At 63.6% G+C, this 14,659-nt stretch carries 11 protein-coding genes and 2 pseudogenes; 8 read left to right on the forward strand and 5 right to left on the reverse strand.

Going from position 1 to position 14,659, the window contains the following annotated elements:
* The first annotated feature begins 22 nt into the window (after positions 1 to 22).
* Positions 23 to 862 (forward strand): aKG-HExxH-type peptide beta-hydroxylase, encoded by an 840-nt coding sequence (locus ACVJ19_RS20660; RefSeq protein WP_453950844.1) that lies wholly within the window; start codon positions 23 to 25, stop codon positions 860 to 862.
* Between the two features lie 206 nt (positions 863 to 1,068).
* The gene (locus ACVJ19_RS20665) at positions 1,069 to 2,691 is read left to right on the forward strand and encodes a B12-binding domain-containing radical SAM protein (RefSeq protein WP_453955170.1); all 1,623 of its coding nucleotides are present in this window, start codon (positions 1,069 to 1,071) and stop codon (positions 2,689 to 2,691) included.
* A 4-nt stretch (positions 2,692 to 2,695) separates the two neighbouring features.
* On the opposite strand, the gene ACVJ19_RS20670 is transcribed toward ACVJ19_RS20665, so the two are convergent.
* Positions 2,696 to 4,084, reverse strand: coding sequence for an MFS transporter (locus tag ACVJ19_RS20670; RefSeq protein WP_453950846.1), 1,389 nt, complete (start codon positions 4,082 to 4,084; stop codon positions 2,696 to 2,698).
* 172 nt (positions 4,085 to 4,256) lie between these two features.
* Between ACVJ19_RS20670 and ACVJ19_RS20675 the strand changes: the two genes are divergently transcribed.
* Entirely contained in the window at positions 4,257 to 5,318 is a 1,062-nt protein-coding gene (locus ACVJ19_RS20675; protein ID WP_453950848.1) for an isocitrate/isopropylmalate dehydrogenase family protein, read from the forward strand.
* A 580-nt stretch (positions 5,319 to 5,898) separates the two neighbouring features.
* Positions 5,899 to 6,999 (forward strand): calcium/proton exchanger, encoded by a 1,101-nt coding sequence (cax, locus tag ACVJ19_RS20680; RefSeq protein ID WP_453950849.1) that lies wholly within the window; start codon positions 5,899 to 5,901, stop codon positions 6,997 to 6,999.
* Between the two features lie 188 nt (positions 7,000 to 7,187).
* Here cax and ACVJ19_RS20685 read toward each other — a convergent pair whose 3' ends face one another.
* Together ACVJ19_RS20685 and ACVJ19_RS20690 are read right to left on the reverse strand one after the other, a co-directional pair.
* Positions 7,188 to 7,646, reverse strand: coding sequence for a hypothetical protein (locus tag ACVJ19_RS20685; protein WP_453950851.1), 459 nt, complete (start codon positions 7,644 to 7,646; stop codon positions 7,188 to 7,190).
* A 232-nt stretch (positions 7,647 to 7,878) separates the two neighbouring features.
* A complete protein-coding gene (locus tag ACVJ19_RS20690) occupies positions 7,879 to 8,154 on the reverse strand; it encodes a winged helix-turn-helix transcriptional regulator (protein WP_453950852.1) in 276 nt (91 codons plus the stop codon).
* Between the two features lie 103 nt (positions 8,155 to 8,257).
* Between ACVJ19_RS20690 and ACVJ19_RS20695 the strand changes: the two genes are divergently transcribed.
* Positions 8,258 to 8,803, forward strand: a complete 546-nt coding sequence (locus ACVJ19_RS20695; protein WP_453950853.1) for a carboxymuconolactone decarboxylase family protein — start codon at positions 8,258 to 8,260, stop codon at positions 8,801 to 8,803.
* A gap of 260 nt (positions 8,804 to 9,063) precedes the next feature.
* Here the strand turns inward: ACVJ19_RS20695 and ACVJ19_RS20700 are convergent.
* Positions 9,064 to 10,786 (reverse strand): annotated as a pseudogene (locus tag ACVJ19_RS20700) (SulP family inorganic anion transporter).
* 210 nt (positions 10,787 to 10,996) lie between these two features.
* Positions 10,997 to 11,740 carry an SDR family NAD(P)-dependent oxidoreductase gene (locus ACVJ19_RS20705; RefSeq protein WP_453950855.1) on the reverse strand — a complete coding sequence of 248 codons (744 nt, stop codon included), beginning with the start codon at positions 11,738 to 11,740 and terminating at the stop codon, positions 10,997 to 10,999.
* Positions 11,741 to 11,884: 144 nt separating this feature from the next.
* Between ACVJ19_RS20705 and ACVJ19_RS20710 the strand changes: the two genes are divergently transcribed.
* From ACVJ19_RS20710 to ACVJ19_RS20720, 3 genes and pseudogenes are all read left to right on the forward strand, one after another.
* Positions 11,885 to 12,655 (forward strand): methyltransferase domain-containing protein, encoded by a 771-nt coding sequence (locus ACVJ19_RS20710; protein WP_453950856.1) that lies wholly within the window; start codon positions 11,885 to 11,887, stop codon positions 12,653 to 12,655.
* A 387-nt stretch (positions 12,656 to 13,042) separates the two neighbouring features.
* Complete coding sequence (locus tag ACVJ19_RS20715; RefSeq protein WP_453950857.1) at positions 13,043 to 14,044, forward strand: DctP family TRAP transporter solute-binding subunit; 1,002 nt, start codon at positions 13,043 to 13,045, stop codon at positions 14,042 to 14,044.
* A 262-nt stretch (positions 14,045 to 14,306) separates the two neighbouring features.
* Positions 14,307 to 14,651 (forward strand): annotated as a pseudogene (locus ACVJ19_RS20720) (TRAP transporter small permease); the annotation flags it as partial.
* Positions 14,652 to 14,659 lie beyond the last annotated feature (8 nt).

Below are 14,659 nucleotides of genomic sequence, written 5' to 3' on the forward strand. Positions count from 1 at the left end.
CAGGTTCGAAGGAGAACGCGCCATGAATGCGACGTCGATTGACTGGGAACGCACGGCACGGCCGCAGGCTGACGGTTACGATACCGCCGTCGCCCTTGGCCTCATCGAAACCGAGCCGGCGCCGTGGCGTCCGCTGCCGCCGCAGCGGCCTCTGGTGAACGGCGCCCCGACCATTGCGGAGGGCAGGGTGGCCCTGCGCACCGAGGATCCATTGCTGCCCGCGCCGCGGTTCGCTCCCGACGGCCAAGCCGTCCCGGCGATGGAGGAGGCGCTGCACTATGTCCGCCGCTGGCCGCTAGCTGCGAAACAATGGCCGGATATCGTCCATACCATCCAGTGCTATCGTGACACCGAGCAGCCGACCGAAGGACCTGGCCGCCTCGGCTCGGCCAGCCATTCGGTCGATGCGCGGTTCGGCGTCATCGGCCTCACGGTCAACTGTCCACTCGCGACCGCGCAGGCGATCGTCCATGAAATGGCGCATCACAAGCTGAGGGCGTTCGGCGTCGCCAACGAGAACGCGATCCGCATCATCAGCAACCCGCAGGATGAGCTTTATCCCAGCCCGATCGTGGTCGACCGACCGCGCCCGATGACGGCCGTGTTGCACGCGCAATATTCGTTCATCCACGTCACCCAGCTCGACGTGCATATGCTGGAGCAGGAAGAGGACCCGCAGGTCCGCAGCGACATCCGCGCGCTGCTCGCGCGCAATGCATCCCGGATGGAGAAGGGGTTCGAGACGTTGCGGCAGCATGCCCGCACGGACGCGGCCGGCCGGGAGTTCCTTGGCGCGTTCTTCGCCTGGTGTAGCGATGTCCTGGCGACCAGCGGGAAGATGCTGGCGGCCGAGCACGCCTGATCGATCAGCTCCGCTGGGGCCGGGTTCTGGGTCCCACCGCGGGCGGCCCGTCCCCGAACGCCAATCTGCGGTTTGGAGCGACGTTGGACCGTGAACGCCGGTTCCAGGCTTGACTGCCATTGCTTTGCGGCGACAGTTTGTCTCTTTTGCCGGGGTGCAAGACCGCACCGCTTTGCTTACACTGCACCCGAGTCAGAAGGAGTTCCATCGACGTGGCAAGCCCTTGCAATGTGCTAATGCTCTATCCGCTGTTCTCGGCAGAGTCCTTCTGGAGCTTTGGCGAATCCTGCAAGGTGCTGGGCGTCAAGCGACCTGCCGCCCCTTTGGGCCTCATCACCGTTGCCGCGATGCTGCCCGAGAGCTGGAGGGTCCGGCTGATCGATTGCAACACGCAGGCCTTCAGTGACGAGGACTTCGCCTGGGCCGACGTCGTCTTCACCGGCGGCATGTTGCCGCAACAGTCCGATACGCTGCGCCTGATCGAGCTCTGCCGCGCCGCCGGCAAGCCGGTGGTCGTCGGCGGGCCCGATCCCACCTCCAGCCCCCACATCTACGAGCGGGCCGACTTCCGGGTGCTCGGCGAGGCCGAGGGCGTCATCGACGAGTTCATCGCCGCCTGGGAAAGCGGGGCCCGCTCCGGTGTCTTCACCGCGCCGAAATTCCAGGCCGACGTCACCAAGACGCCGGTGCCGCGCTTCGACCTGCTCAAATTCGAGGACTATCTCTATATCGGTGTGCAGTATTCGCGCGGCTGCCCGTTCACCTGCGAGTTCTGCGACATCATCGAGCTCTACGGCCGCGTGCCCAGGACCAAGACGACCGAGCAGATGTTCGTCGAGCTCGAGACGCTCTACCGGATGGGCTACCGTGGCCATCTCGACTTCGTCGACGACAACTTCATCGGCAACAAGAAGTCGCTGCGGCAATTCCTGCCGCAACTCGCGGAATGGCAGCGTACGCACGGCTATCCCTTCGAATTATCCACGGAAGCCTCGGTCAACCTCGCCGACGATCCGGAGCTGCTGGAGTTGATGGGCGCGGCCAATTTCTTCGGCATCTTCGTCGGCATCGAAAGTCCGGATCCGGCGACGCTGGTCGCGATGCGGAAGAAGCAGAACACACGGCGCAACATCGCCGAGAGTATCCACAAGATCTACGCCGCCGGAATCCTCGTCACCGCCGGCTTCATCGTCGGCTTCGACAGTGAGAAGGTCTCGATTGCCGACGCCATGATCGACTTCATCGAGGAGGCCGCCATCCCGGTTGCCATGGTCGGCCTGCTCTATGCCTTGCCGAACACGCAGCTGACGCGGCGCCTCGCCAAGGAAGGCCGGCTGCATCCGGGCCACGATGTGGCGCCGACCATCGGCGCCGATCAGTGCACGAGCGGGATCAACTTCGATCCGGTCCGCCCGTTGCGCGACATCCTGACCGACTACAAGCGGGTGCTGGAGCACGTCTACAGCCCGGCGGCGTATGCGCGGCGTGTCGACCGCCTGATGACGCTGCTCGACCGTTCGAGGCAGCGCCATGAGCTCGCGGAAGGCGATATCCGCGCCAGGCTCGGAGCGATGGAGACGGTGCACCGCGTCGTCACCGCCCTTCCCGAGGCGCGCGGGCCGCTGTGGCAGACCTTCATGAACTGCGCCAAGCGCGACACGTCGTCGGCGCGCATTGCCGTGCAGATGATTGCCGCCTATGCGCATCTCGGGCCGTTCTCGCGCAAGGTCATCGAAGCCATCGACGGGCGCCTCGCCGCGCTGGATGACGAGACGGTTATCCCGGCCGCTGCGACGATCGACGGGACCGCAGCCCGGCACCTGGCCTGAAGGCTTACTTCACCGCCAGCCGCAGGAAGCTCATCACGCTGCCAAGCGCGGCAAAGCCCGCGCCGAGGGCCAGCGCGACGGTTGCGCCGTCGTGGCCGGCAAGCGCGAAGCACAGCGCGGCGAGCGCAGCGCCCGTCGTCTGGCCCGTCAGGCGCGCGGTGGCGACGATGCCGGAGGCGCTGCCGCTGCGATGGGGCGGGGCGCTCGACATCACCGCCTTCATGTTCGGTGCCTGGAAGAAGCCGAACCCCATGCCGCAGATCACCATCCGCCAGATGATGTCCGGGATGGCCGGGTTGGACGGCAGCATCGCAAGCAGCGCCATGCCGAGGCCGAGCAGCACGAGCCCGATGCCGCCGAGCAGGCCGACCGCATGGCGGTCGGAGAGGCGCCCGGCGATCGGCGCCATGATGCCGACCACCAGCGGCCATGGCGTCATGAAGAAGCCGGTTTCGACCTGCGAGCGGCCGAGCACGTCCTCGAAATAGAACGGCAGCGAGACGAAGGCGAGGCCTTGGACTGCAAAGGAGCACACGGCGGTGGCCGCCGACAGCGCGAACATGGGACGGCTGAACAGGTCGATCGGCAGCATCGGCGCGGGGTGGTCGGCATGGCGGCGCGTCAGGATGAAGCCGAACGCGATGGCCGCGACCAGCTCGATGCCCACGACAACAGGCGACAGATTATGCGCGGCGCTGCCGATGCCGGTGATGAACAGGCCAAGGCAAGCCGATGCCAGGATCGCGCCGAGGAAATCAAAGCCGTGATCGGCGCGCGGGGTCTTCGGCAGCATCGCAAAGCCGATGCCGATTGCGACGAGGCCGAACGGGATGTTGACCGCGAACAGCCACGGCCACGGACCGAGCGCGAGGATGGCGGAGGCGATCGACGGTCCGAATGTGAAGGCGGTCGCGACCACCAGCGCGTTGTGACCAAAACCGCGGCCGAGCATCCGGCCGGGATAGACGAAGCGCACCAGCGCCGTGTTGACGCTCATGATGCCGCTGGCACCCAAGCCCTGCAGCGTGCGCGCGACCAGGAGGCTGTCCAGCGACCATGCCACGGCGCAGAACAGCGAGGCGATGGTGAACAGGATCAGGCCGCCGAGATAGATCCGCTGATGCCCGACGATCTCGCCGAGCGCCCCGAGCGGCAGCAGCGTCGCCACCAGCGCGATCTGGTAGACATTGACCACCCAGACCGACTGCTCCGGCGTGACATGCAAATCGGCGGCAATGGCGGGCAGTGCGATATTGGCGATCGCGGTGTCGAGCGAGGCCATCGCCAGCGCGGTGAAGATCGCAGCGATGGCCCAGCGCCGCTGCGTGGCCGGGAGGCCGTCGGCGGTGATGTGGTCGGGCTCGCGCGCTGCGGCAGGTAACGTGATTGTCATTGCGTGAGCGCGTCGCTCCGGCGGCGTGGCTAAAAGGGACTTTTCGCATGTACTACGCCGAAGGCCGCTTCCACAGGCATATGCTTGCATGCTGTGTATGCGCGAAGGTGAGGCGATGTCGCCTCGCACCGGCGTATGATCGCGTCGGCTACTGCAATGACAGGGAAACGCCATGCAAATCGTCGTTCTGCCCGGTGACGGCATTGGTCCGGAGATCACGACCGCGACATCGCGCGTGCTGCGCGCGGCCTCCGAACGCTTCCAGCTCAACCTGCGGCTGGAGGAGCACGCGGTCGGGCATGCCAGCCTGAAGCTATCAGGCACGACGGTGCGGCCCGAGCTGCTCGACATCGTCCGCGCCGCCGACGGCCTCATTTTGGGGCCGACCGCGACCTTCGACTTCAAGGACGAGGCGCATGGCGAGATCAACCCGTCCAGGCACTTCCGCAAGAACCTCGACCTCTACGCCAATGTCCGGCCCGCGCGCACCTATGCAGGTAGGCCTGGCCGCATCAGTGATTTCGACCTCGTCGTGGTGCGCGAGAACACCGAAGGGTTTTATGCCGACCGCAACATGGAACAGGGCAATGGCGAGATGCTGGTCACGCCTGACGTCGCAATCTCGCTGCGCCGGATCACGCGTCTGTGCTGCGAGCGCATCGCGCACGCCGCCTGCCGTCTCGCCATGAAGCGGCGCAAGCATCTCACCATCGTGCACAAGGCCAATGTGCTCAAGATCGGCGACGGCATGTTCCTCGACGTCTGCCGCGCGGCGGCGAAGGGCTATCCCGGTCTCGCAGTCGACGACATCCTGGTCGACGCCATGATGGCGCATGTGGTGCGTAGCCCCGATCGCTTCGACGTGATCGTCTCGACCAACATGTTCGGCGACATCCTGTCCGACCTCACGGCCGAACTCTCGGGCAGCCTCGGGCTCGGCGGCTCGCTCAATGTCGGCGATCGCTACGCCATGGCGCAGGCCGCGCATGGCTCGGCGCCTGACATCGCAGGGCAGGACGTTGCCAATCCGGTGTCGCTGATCCTGTCGACGGCGCTGCTGCTGGCCTGGCATGGCGAGAAGACGAGCGCCGTGCGTTACGAGGAGGCCGCGCATGCGATCGAGGCAGCGGTCGCGAAGGCGCTTCGCGAGGGCAGGGCAACGCGGGACGTCGGCGGCAAGCTCGGCACCATGGCGGCGGGTGCTGCGATCGCGGAGATCCTGCAGGTGGAGTGAGCCGCTTCTCCGCCTCTCCCCACTTGCGGCCGGGGAATCACATTTGACTTTCGGCAACGCTTGACCGCACGCCTCGTCCTTCGAGACGCCCGCTCCGCGGTCTCCTCAGGATGAGGCTAAGCAGCACCGTGCCCGCTGAAACTGCTGCCACGCATTCCGTCCTCATCCTGAGGAGCCCGCCCAAAGCGGGCGTCTCGAAGGATGGCCGCAGGAACCGCACTCAAATGCACTTCCTCTGCCGCTTGTGGGGAAAAGGCCGGAATGTACGCAGTGCAGGTGGGCTCAAAATAAAAAGTCGAAAAACAACCCCATGCACAGTAGAACGGCCCTTGATCGATAAGGGATTTTCGCGACGCGTCGCGATGACATCCGCAGTTGCGATCGCGTTGACCCGTCGGGCAAAACACTGGCAAAATGTTATCGTGGCGGCGATGGGGCCAAGGTGCTTTCTCATCGCGCGCGATGTCTACGTCACGCCATCCGTCGGCGCCTCTCCCCGCCCACGTTGAGCCAGATCAATACTCGCCCCGCGCGGCCGCCGGACCTTTCCATCAGTGCATCCATGGAAAGGACGGCCCATATGCAGACCCTGCTCAGGGAAATCCGGGATACCCCTTTGCTCTGGATGCTGGTGTTCGTGCCCGTCGTGCTGCTGGCCGAGGCGGTGGCCCCGCATTCGCACACGCTGCTGTTCGTGCTGGCCGTGCTTGCCATCGTGCCGTTGGCGGCGCTGCTCAGCCACGCCACCGAGGCGGTCGCAGCCAAGACCGGCGATGCCGTGGGCGGACTGCTCAATGCAACCCTCGGCAATCTGACGGAGCTGATCATCGCCATCACGGCGCTGCGCGCAGGCCAGTACATGCTGGTGAAGGCCTCGATCGCAGGCGCGATCGTCACCAACGCGGTGTTCATGCTGGGGGCCTGCCTGCTGCTCGGCGGCCTGCGCTACCACGTGCAGGAGTACAATCGCGCCGGCGCGCGGCTCTCGTCCGGCCTGCTGCTGATGGCAACCGTCGCCCTGCTTGCGCCGTCGGCGGTCGCCGATCTCGACTACCTGCCGCAGGGCGGGGGCATCCTGAACAAGCTCAGCCTCGGCATTTCTATCCTGCTCATCATCGCTTACGCGCTTGGCCTGCTGTTTTCGCTCGGGACGCACAAGGAATTGTTCGCGAGCGCCGATCACGGCGACGACAACGAGGCGCACTGGCCGATCGGGATAGCGGTCGGCACACTGCTGGTCGTCACGGTGCTGGTCGCGCTGGTCAGCGAAATCTTCGTGGAATCGGTGCAGAAGGCGGCGGAAGCCTTCGGGATGAGCCCGGCCTTCGTCGGCTTCATCATCGTCTCGCTGGTCGGCGCCGCCGCCGAATTTGCGGTGGCCTTCGCCGCGGCGCGCAAGGACCGGCTCGACATGGTCGTCAGCATTGCGCTCGGCAGCGCCTCCCAGATCGCGCTGTTCGTTGCACCGGCGCTGGTGCTGCTCAGCTATGTCGTGGGGCCGAAGCCGATGGACCTGCAGTTCTGGCCGGGCGCCGTCACCATGGTGATGATCGCAACGATTACGTCGGCCTTCGTCACCGCCAGCGGACGCTCGGCATGGTTCGTCGGCGCGCTGATGATCTTCATCTATGCGGTCTTTGCGCTGACGCTGTATGTCGTCCCGCCGGCGGGCCAGGGATGAAGGCTGTCGTGTGGAGCGCTGCGAATTGACTCGCAGGAGAACGGCGGCCCATGGCAGCCGTCCTCCTCAGGCGCGAATACGTTTCCGCTAAAGCGCGATGAGATTTGGATGAATCGTCATCGCGCTTTAGGTCGTTGTTTGCGCATGATCTTACCGGAAAACCGCTTCGCACTTTTCCGGATCATGCTTTAGTAGGCCCAGTAGCTGCCGGAGGGCGCGCAATAATCGCCGCCATAGCCGTAACCATAGCCGTAGTCGCCGCCATTCCCGTAATAGGACGCGGCCGGATAGCCGTAGGCGGGATAACCGCCATAATAGCCGCCATAGCTTCCGTAATAGGCGCTTCGCGCGATCGCGCCGCCAACGACCGCGCCGGCCAAGCCGTAACCGAGACCGCGGTAACCGTAGCCGCGATAGCCCCAGCCTCCGCGATAGCCGTAACCGCCGCGGTAACCCCATCCGACGCCGCGATAGCCGTAGCCGCCACGCCAGCCGCCGACCCAGCGCACTTCGGTCGTGGTCTGATCGACCATCGATTTCATCGTCGAAAGATGCGTCGGAATCGGCCCGGCCTCGGCGCCCGTACCGAGCAGCACGGCGCTCGCAGCTGCGAGCACGAGGCTACGCAGGGAATTCGAGGAGGTCATGATCGATCATCTCCTTGGCTATGGGCGGCGCGTTCTGCGCGGCCATCGAGCCCATTCCGGTGTGGCGCTGCCGTGGCGGCCTTGATCTGGATCAAGCATCCGGGGCGTGGCAGCGGGCGCGCGGGGCCGCCTGACGGGCGCAATCCGGCTTCAGAGAGAAGGGGACGTTTTTCGGCTCTTGCCGACATCAGCAGTCGATAAAAATTCGGCGAAACGTTTAGCCGCTTGAAGGTCAGTCGTCGGCTCCCTGCGCCCACGCCCGCGCCCATTGGTGAAGCGGCTTCAAGGTGGCGGATAGCGAGTGTCCGGTCTCCGTCAACACGTAGCCATCTCCCTCATGGCTGATAATGCGAGCTTCCCGAAGCTCCTTTAGGCGCGCATTGAGAACGGAGGGGTTGGTCTCAGCTGCTGCCTGCAGGTCCCGAAAGGTCATTGGTTCCGCTGACTTGGAGAGTTCCCACATGACACGGAGTGCCATCCTGCGACCGAGCAGGTCGAGCAGCACCATGATGGGGCGCCCGGTTTTTGACCCGCGCACAGAATTGAGTGCTATCTTTTTCATAGCATAGCCTGTAAGTTTGCTATGTAAATCATAGCATGGAGTTTGCACTATGTCAGCAAGGATCACGCCAGCAGTCCCACCGTTCCCGGAGAAAGTTCAGCAGAAGCTGGAATTTCGGAGTCGCGGTGAGCGTCCGCCACTGGTTCTGTTCACGACACTCGCCAGGAATGAGCGGCTCTTTCACATGTTTTTCTCGGGCAGCCTTCTAGACCCCGGCACGACCCTTGGAGTCCGGCTCCGTGAAATCGTGATTGACCGCATCACCGCGCTGTCTGGTTCGGAATACGAGTGGGGCGTCCACGTTGCGGTCTTTGGGGCGGAAGCGGGCCTGACCGAGGACCAGATTGTTTCCACCGCGAAGGGAGGTGCCGTCGATGACTGCTGGACTTCGCAGGAGAAGGCGCTGATTGCAGCCTGCGACGAACTGCACAATTCGAGTGACATCTCGGATTCGACATGGACGGAACTGAAGAAGCACTTCAGCGACGATCAGGCCATCGAAATCCTGATGCTGGCCGGTCGTTACAAGGTCGTCTCGTATCTGACCAATGCGATACGGATGCCGCTGGAGACGTGGGCGCGCCGCTTCCCTTGACGGATCGCCAAAGAACGTCGCGTCGGCCAAACTGACGCGACGTATGGCTTCGATTCACGTCTGATTTTGGCCCATAGCAGGCAAGCCGGGCTCGATGGGGCTGCAACCGCTCCTGGGCACAGCGGACATCAGGTTTCGCAGACCGTATTCAGCAGGCCAGCTTTGCGCTACTACAAGGATGGGTTGAGCACTTGCGAAACCCATCAGCTCCATGTCGAATATCGTCGACGGGTTTCGCTGCGCTCTCCCCATCCTGCGGGCTAACCTTCGACCTGATCCTCCCAGTCCTCCCACTCGACATTGTGGATCTCCAGGTAGCTCGAGACGGCTGAGCCGATGGTCGGAAAGAAGTGGGCCTCGCCGACCTGAGCGTACAAAACCAAAACGCTTCAGCTTGTCCTTCACCGGATCCTTGAGCTCGGCAAAGCAAAGTTCAATGCCCCTGGCATGCAGCGCCTCGTCCAGTTCGGCAACGGTATCGCAGGCGGTGACGTCCACGCTCGTGACCGGTTCGGCGGTGACGACCAGCCAGCGCACAGGCGTTGGCGATTTCTCGACCGCGGCCAGAATTCGCTCCTTGAAGAACTCGGCATTGGCGAAGAACAGCGGCGCATCCCAGCGGAACAGCACCAGTCCGGGGATCAGGCGGGCATCGGGATATCTCGTGATGTCGTGATAGCCCTTGACGCCGTGCGCTCGCCCCAGAATGGCGGAGTGCGGACGCCAGCCGTCCCACAGGAACTCCGCGATGGCCACCGCGATGGCAAGGCCGATTCCCGGGATCGCGCCGAGCACGGCCACGCCCACGAAGCACAGCACCGTCAACCAGAACTCCCAACGCTGGATCCGGTAGATTCGTTTGAGATCGTTGATCTCGAACAGGCCGATCGCAGATGCGATCACCACCGCCGCCAATGCGGCATTCGGCAGGTGCTGCAACAAATTCGGCGCGACCAGCAGAAGGAACGCGATGGCAAACGCGCCGACGACGCATGTGAGCTGGGTGCGCGCGCCGGCGGCCTCGGCAACGGGCGTACGCGAGGAACTGCTGCTGATCGGGAAGCCCTGAAAAAAACCGGTTGCCAGGTTGGCCGCGCCGAGACCCACCATCTCCTGGTTCGGATCGACCTTGTCGCCCAATCGAGCAGCATAGGTTCGCGACAACACGCTGGTATCGGCGAACGAGACCAGAGCGATGGCGCAGCCGCCGGCCACGACCGAAACCAGATCGCCATAGCCGATCCAGGGAATGGAGAAAGCCGGCAGACCTTGAGGAAGTGGCCCCAAGACCTTCACGCTATAACCAGTTCCGAGATCAAATAGTGCGACGACAAGGGTCGCTCCCACGACGGCAATCAGGATGCCCGGCAGCCGTTTGCTGTCCTTGAGCAGCAGGATGACCATCAACGTGCCGAGTCCGACTGCGAATGCGACCCAATTTAGCTTGCCGTCGGCGATCCCGCTGGCGATCGCCCACAGGTCTCTCAGCGGCCCTTCGCTCTTGATCGAGAAGCCGAGCAGATTTGGCAGTTGGCTGATCAAGACGGTCAATGCGATCCCGTTCATGTAGCCGTACCGTATCGGCTTGGAGAGAAGCTCGGTCACAAACCCCAACCGCGCGATACCCGCCACAACGAGCACGCTCCCTGAAACGAGCGCCATCATCGCGGCAAGCATTGCGGCACGGGCCGGATCACCGCCGGACAACGGAATAATGACGCCGAGGATGACAGCTGCCAGCGCCGAGTCGGGTCCGAGCACGATGATGCGGCTCGGACCGAACATCGCGTAGGCCAGAAGAGGGACGATGGTTGCGTAGAGGCCGTGGATGCCCGGCAGGCCCGACGCCACGGCATAGGCGATTCCGACCGGGACCAGCATGGTCGCCAGCACGAGACCCGCGAAAACATCATGCCGAAGCCAATCAGCTTCGTAGTGGCGAAGCGTATCGATCCCGGGCACCCAACGCGTCCAACCGCTCACCGCGCTCACTCCAAAGGCCGGTCGCCATGCGGACCGCGACGGCGAAGGTCTAGAACGTCATCATGGACCGTCCTTGCAGATGTCACCTGCACGGAATGCGCTAGGATTTCGTAACCGCTCGGCTGACCCTTGACGCAAATCAACGTTGCCGATGCTTCCGCACTTCGGCGACGCAGCAATGTTTCGGACGCTGATCGAGAACCTGCGCCCCTAGAACTGATACCTCCTTAATCCCCCATCCACCGGGATCACCGTCCCCGTGATGTACCGCGCCACCGGCGAGGCCAGGAACACCGCGAGCGCGGCGAGGTCTTCCGGCTCGCCCCAATAGCCGACCGGGATCTCCTCTTCCGCGAAGCGCTCGCGATAATCCGGCGGATAGTTGCGGCGGATCTGCTCGCTCATGATGCGGCCGGGCGGGATGCAGTTGATGGTGATGCCGTGCTCGCCGATCTCGCGCGACAGGCCCTTGGCCCAGGCGTGCACGGCGGCCTTCGCCGCGAAGGCGGCGTTGAGGCCTTCCGGCTCGGACTTGCCGGTGATGTTGACGATGCGGCCCCATTTGCGATCGATCATCTGCGGCAAGAGCGCATGCGCGATGCGGCGGTAGCTGGTGAAGTTCAGCGCGATCGCCTCGTCCCATTTGCTGTCGGGCGCATCGACGGGCAGGGGACGGCTGCCGCCGGCATTGTTGACGAGGATGTCGACATGTCCGAGCTCCTTCACCGCGAAGGCCGCGATCCTCTCGGCGGCGTCCCCGGCCATCACGTCCTGCTCGAATGGTGTGATCAACTTGGAGCCGACTTCCTTCACCAGCTCGTTGAGCAGGTCGGCGCGCCGCGCCACGCCGACGACGCGCACGCCTTCGGCAGCTAAGCCCTTGGCGATGGCGCGGCCGATGCCGATGCTCGCGCCTGTCACGACAGCGGTTTTCGATGTGAGCCCGAGGTCCATGGTCGCACGCCCTCTTGTCTGTTTTTTGCTTGTTGCTGTTCGTTTCCTGCCCTGTCCCCGCCGGGTGATTTGCCCGACCGGGACAAGCAGTGGTAACCAAGAGCCTCTGTGAAGGAAACACGAAAAAGAAAAAGGCGTTGAGCGATGGTCTGGGATCCGCAGCAATATCTGAAATTCTCCGGCCACCGGCTCCGGCCCGCCGTCGACCTCTTGATGCGGATTCCGGATTTTGCCCCGCGCACGATCGCCGATCTCGGGGCGGGCGCCGGCAACGTCACCAAACTGATCAAGGAGCGCTGGTCGGATGCGACCGTGACCGGTGTCGAGGGCTCGGCCGAGATGGTTGCCGCCGGCCGCAAGGCCGCGCCTGACGTGGAATGGTCGCATGAGGACCTCGGCCATTGGCGCCCGGCGAAGCAGTATGATTTGATCTATTCCAATGCCGCACTGCACTGGCTGCCCAATCATGCGGCACTGTTTCCGTCGGTGATGGAGAAGGTGAAGCCCGGCGGCATGCTTGCGGTGCAGATGCCGCGCAATTTTCTCGCGCCCTCGCATGTGCTGATCGGCGAGACCGCGCTTGATGGTCCCTGGCGCTCCAAGGTCGAGCATCTCGTCACCCCGCCGCCGGTCGAGGGGCCGGCCTTCTATCACGATGTTCTTGCTCCGATGTCCGCCAATATCGACATCTGGGAGACCGAATATCTGCAAGTGCTGGAAGGCGAAAACCCCGTGAAGGAATGGACCAAGGGGACCTGGCTGACGCGCTATCTGGACATCTTGCAAGGTGACGAGAAGGCCGCTTTCGAAGCGGCCTATGGGATGCGTGTCGCGAAGGCGTATCCGAAGAATGCTGCGGGCCAGACGCTGTTCCCGTTCCGGCGTCTGTTCATCGTTGCCCAGCGCAAGGACTGATTGCACCGCCGCAATGCGACATAAGCGCTCGATTCTTAGGCGGCCGTGTGTGGCCTGTTGGGCCCGCCCTGAGCGCACGCCTCGTCCTTCGAGACGACCGCTTCGCGGTCTCCTCAGGATGAGGCTCATCGGCATCGTTGCCTGTTGGAAACTGTTGCGACGCACTCAGTCCTCATCCTGAGTAGCCCGCCTAAAGCGGGCGTCTCGAAGGATGGCAAGGGACAGCGGCTACCGGCTTGCGCATCTGGTCGACGTCAAGATAGCTTGGCTGCGGCAAATTGGGCTTAGGTCTAGTTGTTGGTGTGGCGGATTGCTGCCACTACTGACGTGCCAAACCGGGCTGCAAAACAAAAAGACCCGGTTTTAGAGGTTGTTGGGAGGTTCTTCATGCGCAAGCTGCTCCTTGCGGTTGCCGCCGCGGCCATTCTCATGGCCCCCGCGATTGCCGAGGCCCAGAGCCCCATCGTCATCAAGTTCAGCCACGTCGTCGCCAACGACACGCCGAAGGGCAAGGGCGCGCTGAAGTTCAAGGAACTCGCCGAGAAATACACCGACGGCAAGGTCAAGATCGAAGTCTATCCGAACTCCTCGCTCTACAAGGACAAGGAGGAGATCGAGGCGCTCCAGCTCGGCTCCGTGCAGATGCTCGCACCCTCGACCGCGAAATTCGCACCGCTCGGCATCAAGGAATTCGAGGCGCTCGATCTGCCCTGGCTGTTCAAGGACGATGCGACCTATTCCAATGCGATGAAGGGCACGGTCGGCAAGTGGCTGTTCCAGAAACTCGAAGCGAAAGGCATCACCGGGCTCGCTTACTGGGACAACGGCTTCCACATGGTCTCGTCGAGCCGTGCACTGACGAAGCCGGAGGATTTCAAGGGCCTCAAGTTCCGCATCTCCGGATCGAAGATCGCCGACCAGTATTTCCGCCTGCTCGGCTCGATCCCGCAGATCATGGCGTTCTCCGAAGTGTACCAGGCGCTGCAGACCGGCGTGGTCGACGGCTGCGAGAACACCGCGTCCAACTATCTGACGCAGAAGTTCTACGAGGTGCAGAAAGACATCACCGTGTCCTATCACGCGCACCTGCAATATGCCGTCATCGTCAACTCGAAGTTCTGGTCCGGCCTGCCGCCCGACATCCGCGCCCAGCTCGAAAAGGCGATGATTGAGGCGACCGACTACACCAACCTGATCGCGCATCAGGAGAACGAGGACGCGCTCGCCGAGATCAAGAAGACCGGCAAGACCTCGCTGCATTACCTGACCGACGCCGACCGCAAGGCGTGGCAGGACGCGATGCAGCCGACTTACAAATGGGCCAAGGGCCGGGTCGGGCAGGAAGTGCTCGATCTCGTTGCCAAGGAACTCGACGTCAAGATGAACTGACGCGGTTTCCGGGGAGAACAATACCAACGGTCGGGAGTGCAGGCACTTCCGGCCGTTTCGTATCGATAGGGGGGACTTTGATTTGCTTCGCGTGCTCAATTCGGCGCTCAACCATCTCGAAGAGTGGTTGATCGCGACGCTGATTGCGGCTGCAACCGGCCTGATCTTCATCGCTGTCGTGCACCGCTATGGCGCGGGCGAATCGATTGCTCTCTCGCGATGGGCGGCCGCGCACGGGATGACCTGGCTGGCATCGCTGTCGATGGCGGTGTTCACCTTCCTGTCCGAGCTCGACCTGTCCTGGGCGCAGGAGCTCTGCATCTACATGTTCATCTGGATGGCGAAGTTCGGCGCGGCCTATGGCGTGCGTACCGGCATCCATGTCGGCGTCGACCTGCTGGTCAACCGCCTGCCCGAGCATTCGCGCAAGCACGTGATCCTGTTCGCGCTGCTGTGCGGGGCGCTGTTCACCGGCATGATCGCCGCCTTCGGCACCTCCTTCGTGCGCGAGATGTTCCACACCGGGCAGCAGTCCAACGATCTGGAAGCGCCGATGTGGTTCGTCTATCTCGCGATCCCGCTCGGCTCCGGCCTGATGTGCTTCCGCTTCCTCCA

The sequence above is a fragment of the Bradyrhizobium sp. USDA 376 genome (assembly GCF_054063675.1).

Coding starts and splice junctions, on each gene's coding strand:
- cax (WP_453950849.1), top strand. CDS start 5,899: ATGCAGACCCTGCTCAGGGAAATCCGGGATACCCCTTTGCTCTGGATG.
- ACVJ19_RS20670 (WP_453950846.1), bottom strand. CDS start 4,084: ATGACAATCACGTTACCTGCCGCAGCGCGCGAGCCCGACCACATCACC.
- ACVJ19_RS20690 (WP_453950852.1), bottom strand. CDS start 8,154: ATGGTGCTGCTCGACCTGCTCGGTCGCAGGATGGCACTCCGTGTCATG.
- ACVJ19_RS20675 (WP_453950848.1), top strand. CDS start 4,257: ATGCAAATCGTCGTTCTGCCCGGTGACGGCATTGGTCCGGAGATCACG.
- ACVJ19_RS20710 (WP_453950856.1), top strand. CDS start 11,885: ATGGTCTGGGATCCGCAGCAATATCTGAAATTCTCCGGCCACCGGCTC.
- ACVJ19_RS20715 (WP_453950857.1), top strand. CDS start 13,043: ATGCGCAAGCTGCTCCTTGCGGTTGCCGCCGCGGCCATTCTCATGGCC.
- ACVJ19_RS20685 (WP_453950851.1), bottom strand. CDS start 7,646: ATGACCTCCTCGAATTCCCTGCGTAGCCTCGTGCTCGCAGCTGCGAGC.
- ACVJ19_RS20695 (WP_453950853.1), top strand. CDS start 8,258: ATGTCAGCAAGGATCACGCCAGCAGTCCCACCGTTCCCGGAGAAAGTT.
- ACVJ19_RS20660 (WP_453950844.1), top strand. CDS start 23: ATGAATGCGACGTCGATTGACTGGGAACGCACGGCACGGCCGCAGGCT.
- ACVJ19_RS20705 (WP_453950855.1), bottom strand. CDS start 11,740: ATGGACCTCGGGCTCACATCGAAAACCGCTGTCGTGACAGGCGCGAGC.